The organism is Marinobacter sp. (assembly GCF_048266785.1).
In the GTDB taxonomy this organism is placed as follows: domain Bacteria; phylum Pseudomonadota; class Gammaproteobacteria; order Pseudomonadales; family Oleiphilaceae; genus Marinobacter.
In genome coordinates, this window is sequence record NZ_JBLWYX010000004.1 from 62,798 (window position 1) to 77,346 (window position 14,549).

Sequence of the window (14,549 nt, forward strand, 5' to 3'; positions counted from 1 at the left end):
ATCAACACATGGAATTATCTGCCCGACTTACCGGCACTTCCGGAATGGGCTTTACGCGGCCGGCCAGACCCTGTCTTCGGCCTGCCCGCCCCGGTGCGAGGCCTATCAGAGCCTCCGTTTCGAGTCGGTTTGGTATCACTGACATCCCAGCGCCGGCTTCCGGCTTTTTTGTTACCACTCCCCGGGCTCTTTCTTCGCTGCCGGTCGTGGGCAGCCTGCTCGTCCGGCGTTTTTTGCGGTATATCTACCGATTCAAGCCCGACCGTTTTACTCAGTGAGTCGACGGCTTTCTGATCCAGCTCTTCCCATTTCCCAAGCGTCAGCCTGCTTGGCAGAAAAACCGGCCCATAACGCACACGCTTCAGACGACTTACGCGTACACCCTGGGACTCCCACAAACGCCTGACCTCACGGTTGCGGCCTTCCAGAAGCGTAACGTGAAACCAACGGTTGATCCCGCTGCCGCCGGCGGGACTGAGATCACTGAATTTTGCCATGCCGTCTTCAAGAAGAACGCCGGCCATCAGGCGCTCAATCATGGCGTCATCAACTTCGCCAAATACCCTGACTGCGTATTCCCGGTCAATCTGGCTTGAGGGGTGCATCAGACGATTGGCGAGCTCTCCGTCGGTAGTAAACAGCACAAGCCCGGTGGTATTGATGTCCAGCCGGCCTATCGATATCCAGCGGTTATCCTTGAGCCTGGGCAGGCGGTCAAATACCGTTGGCCGCCCCTCAGGATCCTTCCGCGTAGTCACCTCACCTTCAGGCTTGTTATAGATAAGCACCCGGCGCACAGTCACCGCAGCCGCCGCCACTTCCAGCCGCTTTTCGTCCAGCTCGAACCGATCATTCACCGTTGCTTTCTGGCCCGGCACAGCGGCCTCACCATTGACCGTAAGGCGCCCGGTTTCCATCCAACCTTCGATTTCCCGGCGCGAGCCGATACCGGCACGGGCGAGAAGCTTCTGGATCCGCTCCGGCTCCTCATTAGTCACTGTATCTGCGGCCGGTTTTGCTTTTCTTCCGGGGCGTTCTGACGCCATGAACATAATCCTTAATCGCTGACTGATACCCGAATGGTATCAGTGAATTGTCTCGCCCGGAGGATTATCCCCGGCGGGCTTTGCCGATGTTGAATCAAACTCAATCTCGGCTTGAATACTGTTTTCAATTTCCCTGCCTATTTCTTCCAGGTCCCGGATCTCGGACAAAGGTGGCATCTGGTCCAGGCTGGAAAGATTGAAATAGTCCAGAAACTGTCGGGTCGTCGCATACATCGCAGGCCGGCCGGGAACGTCCTTATGCCCTACAATGCGAACCCACTCTCGCTCAAGTAATGTGCGAATGATATTGCTGCTTACCGTAACACCCCGAATGTCTTCAATCTCGCCACGGGTAATGGGCTGGCGGTAGGCGATCAATGCAAGCGTTTCAAGCAGGGCACGGGAATAGCGCTGAGGTTTTTCCTCAAACAACCGGCTGACCCAGGGCGCAAACTCCTCACGAACCTGAAGCCGGTAGCCGCTGGCTACTTTACGAAGCTCAAACCCCCGCCCCTCGCACGCACCGCCAAGAAGCATCATCACATGTTCCATGACCTGCCGTGCCGGGCGTTCATCTTCGGTAAACAGTTCCCGTAACTGGTCAAGTGACAGGGGCTTACCCGCAGCCAGCAACGCCGCTTCGACAATTGCCTGAATTCTGGAAAGATGTTCTTCGTTCATGATGGCGATCCGTTCTTCGGTGCGCTGTTTTCCGATGCGGAATAATCTAGCGGGCAGCCCGGGCGCGCACGTGAATCGAACCCAGCACTTCTGCCTGTACTACTTCAATCAGTTGCTCTTTCACCAACTCGAGCGTTGCCAGAAACGTGACCACCACGCCGAGCCTTCCTTCTTCAACGGTGAAGAGACTCTGGAAAGCAACAAACTGATCTTCCTTTAACACTGACAAAATGGCCGACATGCGCTCCCGGGTGGAGAGTTTCTCCTTTTCCACATGATGGCTGGTAAAAAGGTCCGCTCGTTCCAGTACGCCACGAAGTGCAAGAAGCATATCCATAAAATCGACATCGGGATGCGGTTGGGTCGACGGTAACTGCGGTAGCGATGCCGATACAGAAAAACTGTCACGCTCCATACGTGGCAATGTGTCGATGTCCTCAGCGGCCTGCTTGAATCGCTCGTACTGCTGCAGCCGCCGAATCAGTTCAGCTCTTGGGTCCAACTCATCTTCTTCGGCGCTCTCATGCCTCGGCAGCAGCATGCGGGATTTTATTTCCGCCAGCGTGGCTGCCATCACCAGGTACTCTGCAGCCAGCTCGAAGCGCATAACTTCCACGGCTCCGATATAGTCCATGTATTGCCGGGTTATTTCACTCACGTCTATATCCAGAATATCCATATTCTGGCGACGGATGAGGTAGAGCAGAAGGTCGAGCGGCCCCTCAAAGGCTTCCAGAAACACCGCAAGCGCGTCTGGCGGGATATACAGATCACTGGGAAGGTCAATCAGATCTTTCCCTGAAACCCGCGCCAAAGGGGCCAGCTCTGGCTTGGCTGACTTAACGATAACTCAGACCCATTGCTGCCCGGACTTCCTCTAGCGTATCACGGGCTGCGTCCCGGGCATGTTCACGCCCTTCCTGCAAAATGGAGTGCACAAGATCGGGATTGTCTTCATATTCAAGAGCCCGCTCACGCAGGGGGCGCTGCTCTTCCAGAATCGAATCAATAAGCGGTTTTTTGCAGTCGAGACAGCCGATACCGGCGCTGCGGCAACCGGTCTGAACCCACTCTTTCGTTGCTTCATCGGAGTAGACTTTGTGCAGCCCCCACACCGGACACTTCTCCGGCTCGCCTGGATCTGTCCGCCGCACCCGCTGGGGGTCCGTTTGCATGGTACGGACTTTCTGAGCCACGCTGTCGGGATCTTCCCGCAGGCCAATGTAGTTATTGTAGGACTTGGACATTTTCTGTCCGTCAAGCCCCGGCATTTTTGAGTCTGGCGTCAACAAGGGCTGTGGCTCCGGGAGAATGACCTTGCCACCACCTTCAATGTATCCATACAGGCGTTCACGATCACCGATGGAAATGTTCTGCTGCTCCATAAGCAAGGCGCGAGCGGTCTCCAGAGCTTCCAGATCACCCTCTTCCTGGTATCTCTTTTTTAGCGTGCGGTAGAGCTTGGCGTTTTTCTTGCCCATCTTGACGATGGCAGACTCCGCCTGATCTTCAAACCCAGGTTCGCGCCCGTAGATATGATTGAAACGGCGGGCTATCTCACGGGTGATTTCAACGTGAGACACCTGATCTGCACCCACCGGCACCTTGCCCGCGCGGTACATCAGTATGTCGGCCGTCTGCAGCAACGGATAGCCCAGGAAACCATAAGTTGCCAGGTCTTTTTCACGCAGCTTTTCCTGCTGGTCCTTGTAGGTGGGAATGCGTTCCAGCCAGCCCAGAGGGGTGATCATGGACAACAGCAAATGCAGTTCCGCATGCTCAGGCACCTGGGACTGGATAAACATGGTGGAGGAGCCGGGATTCACCCCGGCGGCCAGCCAGTCGATCACCATGTCCCAGACACTTTGCTCGATGCCGGAGGGGTCATCGTAGTGTGTCGTCAGGGCATGCCAATCGGCGATAAAGAAGAAGCACTCGAATTCGTGCTGGAGTTTCACCCAGTTTTTCAGCACACCGTGGTAATGACCAAGATGAAGCTTGCCGGTCGGACGCATACCGGACAATACCCGTTGCTGGGAATCTACAGAACTCAAAGCACAAACTCCTTCATTTGAATGGGATCCGCCCATGGTAGATCAGACGACCCGGCATTATAAATAAAAAACCCCCGCTCTGCAGAACAGAAACGGGGGTTTTAGCGAAAGAAACCGGCTTTACCAGCCAGTCACTTCCTTCAGAGCCTTGCCAATCTCGGCCAGACTGCGCACGGTTTTAACACCAGCGTCGTTCAGAGCCGCAAATTTCTCGTCTGCCGTACCTTTACCACCAGAGATGATGGCACCGGCGTGGCCCATACGCTTGCCCGGAGGTGCTGTAACACCGGCAATGTAGGAAACCACAGGCTTGGTGACGTTTTCCTTGATGAACGCAGCCGCTTCTTCTTCAGCGGTGCCGCCGATCTCACCAATCATAACAATCGCTTCGGTCTGCGGGTCGTCCTGCAGCAGCCTGAGGATATCGATGAAGTTGGATCCCGGAATCGGGTCACCACCAATGCCCACGCAGGTAGACTGGCCGTAGCCGAAGTCTGTGGTCTGTTTGACTGCTTCGTAAGTCAGGGTGCCGGAGCGGGATACGATACCGACCTTGCCTGGCTTGTGAATGTGGCCTGGCATGATGCCGATCTTGCACTCGCCCGGTGTGATTACGCCCGGACAGTTAGGCCCGATCATGCGAACGCCTTTACGATCAACGTATTCTTTGGCGTACAGCATGTCGATGGTCGGAATGCCTTCAGTGATGCACACAATCAGTTCAAGGCCGGCGTCCGCCGCTTCAATGATGGCGTCTTTGCAGAACGGAGCCGGAACATAGATCACGGTAGCCTGAGCACCGGTCTTTTCTACAGCTTCACGTACGGTGTTGAACACCGGCAGCCCCAGATGCTCAGTGCCGCCTTTACCCGGGCTAACACCACCAACCATCTTGGTGCCGTACTCAATCGCCTGCTCAGAGTGGAATGTACCCTGTGCGCCGGTAAAGCCCTGGCAGATTACCTTGGTGTCTTTATTAATCAGGATGCTCATTATTTACCCCCTGCGGCTTTAACGACTTGCTCTGCAGCATCGGCCAGGCTGCTGGCGGCGATGATGTTCAGGCCACTTTCAGCCAGTACCTTGGAACCCAGTTCAGCATTGTTACCTTCAAGGCGAACAACAACTGGCACCTTAACCCCAACTTCTTTAACCGCACCAATGATGCCTTCGGCAATCATGTCGCAGCGAACAATACCGCCGAAGATGTTAACCAGCACGGCTTGCACTGCATCGTCAGACAGGATGATCTTGAACGCTTCGGATACGCGCTCTTTGGTCGCACCGCCGCCAACGTCCAGAAAGTTAGCCGGGCGGCCGCCAGAAAGCTTGATGATGTCCATGGTACCCATGGCCAGACCAGCGCCGTTAACCATGCAGCCGATATTGCCTTCAAGTGCAACGTAGTTCAGTTCCCAGGCTGCAGCTTCGGCTTCACGGGCATCTTCCTGTGAAGGATCGCGCATTTCCTGCAACTTCTTCTGACGGTACAACGCGTTGCCATCGACACCAATCTTGGCGTCCAGGCAGTGCAGATCACCGGCTGGAGTGATTACCAGCGGGTTGATTTCCATCAGTGCCAGGTCGTAGTCTTCAAACAGCTTTGCCAGGCCCAGGAAAATCTTGGTGAACTGACCAATCTGTTTGCCTTCCAGCCCAAGCTTGAACGCCAGCTCACGACCCTGGTATGGCTGCGCACCTACCAACGGATCGATTTCGGCTCTCAGGATTTTCTCAGGAGTTTCTTCCGCAACCGTTTCAATTTCGACACCGCCTTCGGTGGATGCCATGAATACGATACGGCGAGTGCCACGGTCGACAACCGCGCCAAGATACAGCTCCTGATCGATATCCGTCAGGGATTCAACCAGAATCTTGCTGACCGGCTGGCCGTGCTCGTCGGTCTGAAAAGTAACGAGCTGCTTGCCCAACCACTGCTCTGCAAACGCGCGGATGTCGTCAGTGTTCTTGACCAGCTTTACACCGCCGGCTTTACCGCGACCGCCAGCGTGAACCTGAGCTTTCACAACCCAGCTGTTGCCGCCGATCTTTTCTGCTGCTGCTACTGCTTGATCCGGAGTATCACAGGCAATGCCCTGTGATACTGGCAAGCCATACTCAGCGAAAAGCTGTTTGCCCTGATATTCGTGCAAATTCATAGTTAGTGTCCCGCTTTTTGATGAAGGATAACCACGTACGGAAAGTGAACCCGCGACTCCCCAGCCGGGGAGTCCTTACTGCGAATTCGGTTCGGCGGACAGGGGGTCACCTGAACTCGCCATGATCGCAACCGGAAATCAGCTGTTTTTATGGTAAAGGGGCGCCATCACGGGCGCCCCTGCTTCCTGGCTTGCGTTACTTCTTTTTGCGACGGTTCGCAATATGAATCGCGCCACCGTTAACCGCCAGCGCTGCCTCGTGCACAGACTCGGACAGAGTCGGATGTGCAAAGCAGGTCAACGCCAGATCTTCTGCACTGGAGCCAAATTCCATGGCGATAACGCCCTGAGCAACGATTTCCGATGCCTGTGGGCCCACAACGTGGAAGCCAAGAATTCGATCAGTCTTCTCGTCGGCAATGATTTTCACCATGCCTGAGGTGGAGTTTGCCGCCATCGCACGACCATTAGCCGCAAACGGGAAAGTACCAACCTTATAGGCTTCGCCTTCACTCTTGAGCTGCTCCTCCGTCTTACCTACCCAGGCCACTTCCGGCGATGTGTAGATGACGTTAGGAATACAGTCATAATTAACCTGCGGCTTGTGGCCAGCGATACGCTCGGCAACCATGACGCCCTCTTCCGAGGCTTTGTGCGCCAGCATTGGGCCACGAACAACGTCGCCCACGGCCCATACACCCGGCGCCTCGGTTTTGCACTTTTCGTCAACAAAGATAAAACCACGCTCATCCATGCTAACGCCAGAATCTGCTGACAACAGATTGTCGGTGTATGGCCGGCGGCCAACGGCAACAATCAGCTTGTCGACTTTCAGTTCCTGCTTGCCCTTGCTGTCCTCGTAGCTCACGTTGACCAGCTTGCGCTTGACCTCGGCACCGGTTACCCGGCCACCCATTACAATATTCAGGCCCTGCTTGCGGAGCTGTTTCAGAGCCTCCTTGGCAACCTGCTGATCTACAGCGGGAAGGAAGGTGTCCTGTGCTTCAAGTACCGTCACTTCCGAACCCAGACGAGCCCAGACACTGCCCAGCTCAAGCCCGATAACACCAGCACCGATGATGCCAAGACGCTTGGGAACCTCATCAAATTCCAGCGCACCTTCAGAGTCCACGATATAGCCTTCGGTCATAGGGGCCGGCGGTATATCAATAGGCTTGGAGCCGGTAGCTATAATAACGTTCTCTGCTTCGTAGGTTTTTGTCTTGCCGTCTTTATCCGTGACTTCAACCTGACGATTAGCCAGAAGCTTGCCGTGGCCGTGAAAGGAAGTCACTCCGTTGGCCTTGAACAGCCCGGCAATACCACCCGTCAGCTGTTTAACGATGCCACTCTTGCGTTCCATCATCTTGGCGATGTCGATTTTGACATCCTTGGCAATGATGCCCTGCATTTCGTAATCGTGGCTCGCTTCCTCAAACTTGTGAGAAATTTCCAGCAACGCTTTGGAAGGAATACAGCCCACGTTAAGGCAGGTGCCACCTAGTACCTGGCTTTTGCCATCTTCGGAGCTCCACGACTCGACACATGCGGTTTTAAGGCCAAGCTGAGCCGCTTTTATGGCGGCAACATAGCCACCAGGGCCAGCGCCAATGACGATTACGTCGTACTTATCAGACATAGTTAATCCTGTTTTCCGATTCGTTAAGTGTCGGCTCAGACGTCCAGCAAAATACGCGCCGGGTCTTCGAGCATTTCCTTGATGGCCACAAGGAACTGCACCGCCTCCTTGCCGTCGACCATACGGTGATCATAGGACAACGCAAGGTACATCATTGGACGGATTTCCACCTTGCCATTGACCGCCATCGGACGCTCCTGAATTTTGTGCATACCCAGGATAGCCGTTTGCGGTGGATTCAGGATCGGCGTAGAAAGAAGCGATCCAAAAATGCCACCGTTGGTTATGGTAAAGGTACCACCAGTCATATCTTCAATTCCAAGCTTGCCACCTTTTGCCTTGGTGCCGTACTCGACAATTTTCTTCTCGATATCTGCCAGTCCCAGTGCATCTACATCGCGAAGTACCGGAACCACCAGACCACGCTCAGTGGAAACCGCAACACCGATATCCTGATAGCCGTGGTAAACCATATCGTTTCCGTCGATAGACGCGTTAACTGCGGGGAAACGCTTCAGGGCTTCGGTTGCAGCTTTGGCGAAAAACGACATAAAGCCCAGCTTGATGTCGTGGCGCTTCACAAAGCTCTCTTGGTACTGCTTACGCAGCTCCATGATTGGGCCCATGTCGACTTCATTAAAAGTCGTCAGCATGGCTGCTGTTTGCTGGGCATTCACCAGGCGTTTAGCGATGCTTGCACGCAGGCGCGTCATGGGAACGCGTTTTTCCATACGCTCTCCCGCAGCAATATTGGCCTCAGGCGTTGCAGCCGAAACCTTCGCGGAACCACTTGAAGACTTTGCACTATTTACATGATTTTGAACATCTTCTTTGGTTACTCGACCGTCTTTTCCAGTACCCTTGACGGAACCCGGATCAACGTTATTCTCATCAGCCAGCTTGCGGGCTGCAGGGCTCAGAATGGCGTCGTCCGAGCTCTGGCTTTGATCAGGCTTGGCCTCTTTCTTGTCAGCATCCTTGTCAGCATCGCCATCTTCGCCGGCGTCGGCTTTGCTATCCTTACTGCCCTTGCTGTCAGCAGAGTCGGAGTCGCCCACGGCACCTTCTTTGAATTTGCCGATAACCTCACCGCTTTCCACGGTGTCACCTTCTCCTTTGACGATTTCTTCAATAACGCCGTCAGCTGGCGCTACAACCTCAAGGACCACCTTGTCGGTTTCAATATCGACGATCAGATCATCACGTGAACAGGCTTCGCCGGGCTGTTTGTGCCAGGTCGCGACGGTACCCTCTGCGACCGACTCCGGGAAAACGGGTGCTTTTATCTCAGTAGACATTACAGTTCCTTAGTTCGGTAGCTCGTCAGATTTCAAACGCGTCGTTAACAAGATTTTTCTGCTCTTCAATATGAACAGACATATGACCTGCTGCCGGAGCAGCGGAGGCCTCACGACCGGCGTACTGAAGATGAAGCTTGGGGTTCAGCCGCTGCAGCGCGTTGCGCATGTGGTGCTGACTGCTGTACCAGGCGCCCTGGTTCATAGGCTCTTCCTGACACCAAACCACGTGTTTCAACTTTGAGTACTGGGCCAGAGTTTCATCCAGATCTTCATTGGGGAACGGATAAAGTTGCTCAATGCGCACAATGGCAACATCGTCGCGCTCATCGGTTTTCTTCTTTTCCAGCAGATCGAAATAGACCTTGCCGCTGCAAAGAATAACCCGGGTAACTTTTTTCGCTTCCGGCAGTTCTTTCTCGGGAAGAACGGTCTGGAAGGTGCCTGACGTCAAGTCATCCAGATCCGAGGTCGCTTCCTTGTGACGCAGCAAGCTCTTGGGTGTAATAGCAACCAGCGGCTTACGCAGCGGGCGCTTTACCTGGCGACGCAACATGTGGAACACCTGGGAAGGTGTTGTTGGCACACATACCTGAATATTGTGCTCGGCAGACAGTTGCAAGAAGCGTTCAAGGCGTGCAGAACTATGCTCTGGCCCTTGCCCTTCATAGCCGTGCGGCAACAGCAGGGTCAACCCACACAGGCGCCCCCACTTGTGCTCACCGCTGGTGAGGAACTGATCGATAACAACCTGGGCACCGTTTGCGAAGTCACCGAACTGTGCTTCCCATACCACCAGCGTATCTGGCGTGGTGGTGGAGTAGCCGTATTCGAACGCCATCACCGCCTCTTCAGAGAGCAGCGAGTCATAAATTTCAAACATCGGCTGCTTGTCAGAGAGTTGCGCAAGAGCGATATGTCTGGATCCGTCTTTCTGGTTATGCAAAACCGCATGGCGGTGAGAGAAGGTTCCACGACCCACATCCTGACCGGTCAGCCGGATAGGATGTCCTTCATTCAACAGCGTTGCGTAAGCCATGATCTCGCCATAGCCCCAATTGATGGGCAAGGCACCCGCTGTCATTTTCTCGCGATCCGAGACAATCTTCGAAACCTGACGCTGAACACTGAATCCTTCAGGTACCTGGGTCAGCTTTTTACCCAGCTTCTGCACAGTTTTCAATGGCACACTGGACTTGCACTTGGCAGTCCATTGATGGCCCAGATAAGGCGACCAGTCAACGTACAGGTCTTTATTGGGCTCCTTGACAAGGGATTTGACCACGTGCTCGCCATTATCCAGCGCGTCACGATAATCATTTTCCATCTGCTTGGCTTCGTCTTCACTTACGACACCCGCAGCAACCAGCTTCTCCGCATAAATCATGCGGGTCGTCTTCAGCTTGCGAATCTTTTCGTACATCATCGGCTGAGTTGCGGCGGGTTCATCCGCTTCGTTGTGCCCGCGACGACGATAACAAACCAGATCGATAACCACGTCGCCCCTGAACTCGTTGCGATAGTCCATCGCCATTTGAGTCACAAAAACAACCGCTTCAGGGTCGTCCGCGTTCACATGCAGTATCGGCGCCTGAACCATCTTGGCGATGTCAGTGCAATACTCTGTAGAGCGCGCATCTTCCTGTTTGCTGGTGGTAAAGCCAACCTGGTTGTTGATAACAATGTGAATGGTGCCGCCCACTCCGAAACCACGGGTCTGGGACATCTGGAAGGTCTCCATCACCACACCCTGACCGGCAAATGCCGCATCACCGTGCATGATAACGGGAACCACCTGATTACCTACTGTATCGGAACGACGGGATTGACGGGCACGCACAGAGCCTTCAACTACCGGCGATACGATTTCAAGGTGAGATGGGTTAAACGCCATCGCAAGGTGTATCTCACCGCCTTCGGTCATCACGTTCGATGAGAACCCCTGGTGGTACTTAACGTCACCGGAGCCTGAATCGGCCAGCCTTTTGCCCTCAAACTCGTCGAACAGCTCCTTGGGGTTCTTGCCAAGTGTATTGACCAGAATGTTCAGGCGGCCACGGTGGGCCATACCCAGAACAATTTCCTTGGCGCCGTAATGGCCTGCCCGCTGGATAAGCTCGTCCATGCAGGGAATAAGGCTTTCGCCGCCCTCAAGCCCGAAACGCTTGACGCCGGGGTAACGGGAGCCAAGATATTTTTCCAGGCCTTCAGCCGCCGTGAGGCGCTCCAGAATATGTTTGCGCGTCTTGGCCTCATAACCCGGCTGGGAGCGAACCGGCTCCATACGCTGCTGAAACCAGCGCTTAATGCGGGTATCAATTATGTACATGTACTCGGCGCCAATACTGCCGCAGTACGTCTGCTGCAATCCGTCGACGATGTCTCCGAGTTTCATGGTTTCAGAGCCAAAGCTCAGAGAACCGGTCTGGAAGGTCAGATCCCGGTCAGCTTCCGATAAATCATGGAACGACGGGTCAAGATCTTCGACGCTCGGTCGCTGCCAAACTCCAAGCGGGTCAAGTTTTGCTTCCTGATGACCACGGAAGCGATAAGCGTTGATTAGCTGGAGAACACGTGTCTGCTTTTTATCAGCATCCGACGTTGCACTGGCCGGCACGCCGTTATTTGCGAGAAAACGCTGATTGCGGGATATGTGCTCAAACTGCTGGCGGATCGAAGAGTGAATGACATCACGGCCGTGATAGCCGTCAACGCTCGGAAGCTTGTCAAAAAAACTGCGCCACTCTTCGGAAACGGCATTAGGGTCTGTCAGGTAGGTTTCAAAAAGCTGTTCGACATAGGCCAGATTTCCACCCTGTAAGTGGGACGTCTGCCATAACTGCTCCATCATGCTTTCTTGCATTTTGAATAGCTCACCTTGGGCTGGTGCGGGGGAGCCAAGTATGGTCGGCCAGGGGTAAATATCAGTCAATACGGGTTTTTACGGGATCGACTGTGGCAACCACACCCAACACGGATGTTTTCCGTTCCCCAATGATTTTTTTGTACTCAGCAACACCGCAAGAAAACATGGTAAGTTCCCGCCACGGCTTGCGTAGTGTGCACCCGGGTAAGACCATTGACTATAAGCCTTTGGTTGAAGGCCCCGCATAAAGCGAGGCCTTCCGGGTTCCAACCTGGTCAGATCAGTATAGCGCCTGTCTTCGATTCTGCCGCTCAAGTCGCCCGGTGCAGCAAAAGATTTCGAATATGGCCTATTGCCCTTGTGGGGTTAAGGCCTTTCGGGCAAACGCTGACACAGTTCATGATACCCCTGCAACGGAAAACACTGAACGGATCATCCAGATCGGCAAGGCGCTCCGCCTGAGCCGTATCACGGCTATCAGCAAGGAAGCGGTATGCTTGCAACAGTCCAGCCGGACCAATGAACTTGTCCGGATTCCACCAGAACGATGGGCAGGACGTGGAACAGCACGCACAGAGAATACACTCATACAGGCCATCCAGCTTTTCGCGATCTTCTGGGGACTGCAAACGCTCAATGGCGGGCGCTGGATTGCCGTTAATCAGGTACGGCATCACTTTTTCGTACTGCTTGTAGAACAGGCTCATATCAACGACCAGATCACGAACAACCGGCAGACCCGGCAGCGGGCGCAATACCAGCTTGTCATTCTTGACGACCTGAGACATCGGCGTAATGCACGCAAGACCATTTTTGCCGTTCATATTCATGCCATCAGAACCGCAAACACCTTCACGGCACGAGCGGCGATAGGCCATTGACGGATCGCTCTCCTTGATGAGATTGAGCACGTCAAGAACCATCAGATCCTTTCCTGCCGGAAGCTCAACATCAACGTCCTGCATGTAAGGGGCGTTGTCAGTTTCCGGGTTATAACGGTAAAGGCTTACCAACATAATATATGTCCCCCTTAGTAAGTCCGGACTTTTGGCTGGAAGGTTTCGACGGTTTTCGGCGAAAAGTTAACGTCACGCTTGCCAATACGCTTATCCAGCGGGAAGTAGAGAGAGTGCTTCAACCAGTTCTCGTCATCACGCTCGGTGAAGTCGTTACGGGCATGGGCACCACGGCTCTCTTTACGCTCGTTTGCAGCAATCGCGGTAGCCTGAGCCACCTCAAAAAGGTTATCCAGTTCCAGCGCTTCAATGCGCGCAGTGTTAAACGCACTACTGGTGTCTGCCAGCTTGGTGTTACGAACACGCTGGCCGATAGCCTCCAGCTTCTCCAGACCTTCTTCCATGCTCTTACCGTCGCGGAATACGCCGAAGTAAAGCTGCATGCAGTTCTGAAGATCCTTACGAACTTCGGCGACGCTTTCGCCTTCCGATGCGCTGTTCAGACGATCCAGACGAGCCATGGCGCGCTTGATATCCTCATCGGTTGCACCGTCAGCCTCAAAGCCACCGCGCAGCTGTTCTTCAATGTGCAGGCCCGCCGCACGACCGAAAACAACGAGATCCAGCAGCGAGTTGCCACCAAGGCGGTTTGCACCGTGAACGGAAACGCACGCCGCCTCGCCACAGGCAAACAGGCCCGGGATCGGCTGATCGTTACCCTTTTCATCCTGGGTCAGCGCCTGACCACCTACGTTTGTAGGAACACCGCCCATCATGTAATGACAGGTTGGAACAACCGGTACCGGCTCTTTTACAGGATCCACGTGAGCAAATGTACGGGATAACTCACAGATACCCGGCAGGCGCAGATTCAGAGTCTCTTCACCCAGGTGATCCAACTTCAGCAGAACGTGATCCTTCTCCGGTCCACAACCGCGACCTTCGAGAATCTCGATAACCATGGAGCGCGCGACGACGTCACGGCCAGCCAGGTCTTTCGCATTCGGAGCATAACGCTCCATAAAGCGCTCGCCTTCAGAGTTGATCAGGTAACCGCCCTCACCCCGACAACCTTCCGTTACCAGCGTACCGGCACCGTATATCCCGGTTGGGTGGAACTGCCACATTTCCATGTCCTGCATCGGGAAACCGGCACGCAGTGCCATGCCGATACCATCGCCGGTGTTGATCAGCGCGTTGGTTGTGGAAGCGTAGATTCGGCCTGCTCCGCCTGTTGCCAGCACGGTGGCTTTGGACTTGATGTAAGCCACTTCACCAGTTTCAATTTCAATAGCGACAACGCCAACCACTTCATCCTTGCTGTTCTTGACCAGATCGACGGCGTACCACTCGTTCAGAAAAGTAGTGCCACCTTTGAGGTTCGCCTGATACAGAGTATGCAGCAGTGCGTGACCGGTACGGTCGGCAGCAGCACAAGTACGCGCAGCCTGGGTCGGGTTATCCGGCCCCTTGGACTGACCACCGAACGGGCGCTGGTAGATGCGACCCTGTTCCGTGCGCGAAAATGGCAGACCCATGTGCTCAAGCTCAAAAACAGCCTGCGGCCCCACTGAACACATATATTCAACAGCGTCCTGGTCGGCAATGTAGTCAGAGCCTTTGACGGTGTCGTACATATGCCAGCGCCAGTCATCATTGGGATCAGCGCTTGCGATCGCACAAGTGATGCCACCCTGGGCAGACACTGTGTGCGAGCGGGTTGGAAAAACTTTCGTGATACACGCTGTGTTAACGCCCGACTCGGTTAACTGCAGGGCTGCTCGCATACCGGCACCACCGCCACCAATAACAATAGCGTCGTACGACATGGTCTTGATATTAGCCATCAA

At 54.5% G+C, this 14,549-nt stretch carries 11 protein-coding genes; all 11 read right to left on the reverse strand.

All coding sequences use genetic code 11. The annotated features are described in order from the left end of the window. Positions 1–14: 14 nt before the first annotated feature. Positions 15–1,046 (reverse strand): 23S rRNA pseudouridine(2605) synthase RluB, encoded by a 1,032-nt coding sequence (gene rluB, locus ACN0V1_RS07805; RefSeq protein WP_417544460.1) that lies wholly within the window; start codon positions 1,044–1,046, stop codon positions 15–17. Positions 1,047–1,085: 39 nt separating this feature from the next. Next, positions 1,086–1,727, reverse strand: a complete 642-nt coding sequence (scpB, locus tag ACN0V1_RS07810; RefSeq protein WP_417544461.1) for an SMC-Scp complex subunit ScpB — start codon at positions 1,725–1,727, stop codon at positions 1,086–1,088. Between the two features lie 46 nt (positions 1,728–1,773). Next, complete coding sequence (locus tag ACN0V1_RS07815; RefSeq protein ID WP_417544680.1) at positions 1,774–2,550, reverse strand: segregation and condensation protein A; 777 nt, start codon at positions 2,548–2,550, stop codon at positions 1,774–1,776. Between the two features lie 16 nt (positions 2,551–2,566). Then, positions 2,567–3,781 (reverse strand): tryptophan--tRNA ligase, encoded by a 1,215-nt coding sequence (locus ACN0V1_RS07820; RefSeq protein ID WP_291949601.1) that lies wholly within the window; start codon positions 3,779–3,781, stop codon positions 2,567–2,569. A gap of 120 nt (positions 3,782–3,901) precedes the next feature. Continuing rightward, positions 3,902–4,774 carry a succinate--CoA ligase subunit alpha gene (gene sucD / locus ACN0V1_RS07825; RefSeq protein ID WP_291949598.1) on the reverse strand — a complete coding sequence of 291 codons (873 nt, stop codon included), beginning with the start codon at positions 4,772–4,774 and terminating at the stop codon, positions 3,902–3,904. After that, on the reverse strand, positions 4,774–5,940 hold the full coding sequence (gene sucC / locus ACN0V1_RS07830) for an ADP-forming succinate--CoA ligase subunit beta (protein WP_417544462.1): 1,167 nt from the start codon (positions 5,938–5,940) through the stop codon (positions 4,774–4,776). Before sucC ends, sucD begins: the two co-directional genes overlap by 1 nt. Before the next feature lie 196 nt (positions 5,941–6,136). Then, the gene (lpdA, locus tag ACN0V1_RS07835) at positions 6,137–7,579 is read right to left on the reverse strand and encodes a dihydrolipoyl dehydrogenase (protein ID WP_417544463.1); all 1,443 of its coding nucleotides are present in this window, start codon (positions 7,577–7,579) and stop codon (positions 6,137–6,139) included. 35 nt (positions 7,580–7,614) lie between these two features. Continuing rightward, positions 7,615–8,877, reverse strand: coding sequence for a 2-oxoglutarate dehydrogenase complex dihydrolipoyllysine-residue succinyltransferase (gene odhB, locus ACN0V1_RS07840; RefSeq protein ID WP_417544464.1), 1,263 nt, complete (start codon positions 8,875–8,877; stop codon positions 7,615–7,617). 25 nt (positions 8,878–8,902) lie between these two features. Continuing rightward, the gene (locus ACN0V1_RS07845) at positions 8,903–11,740 is read right to left on the reverse strand and encodes a 2-oxoglutarate dehydrogenase E1 component (RefSeq protein WP_417544465.1); all 2,838 of its coding nucleotides are present in this window, start codon (positions 11,738–11,740) and stop codon (positions 8,903–8,905) included. Positions 11,741–12,054: 314 nt separating this feature from the next. Beyond that, the gene (locus tag ACN0V1_RS07850; protein WP_417544466.1) at positions 12,055–12,759 is read right to left on the reverse strand and encodes a succinate dehydrogenase iron-sulfur subunit; all 705 of its coding nucleotides are present in this window, start codon (positions 12,757–12,759) and stop codon (positions 12,055–12,057) included. A gap of 14 nt (positions 12,760–12,773) precedes the next feature. Continuing rightward, entirely contained in the window at positions 12,774–14,546 is a 1,773-nt protein-coding gene (gene sdhA, locus ACN0V1_RS07855; protein ID WP_417544467.1) for a succinate dehydrogenase flavoprotein subunit, read from the reverse strand. Positions 14,547–14,549: the final 3 nt, after the last annotated feature.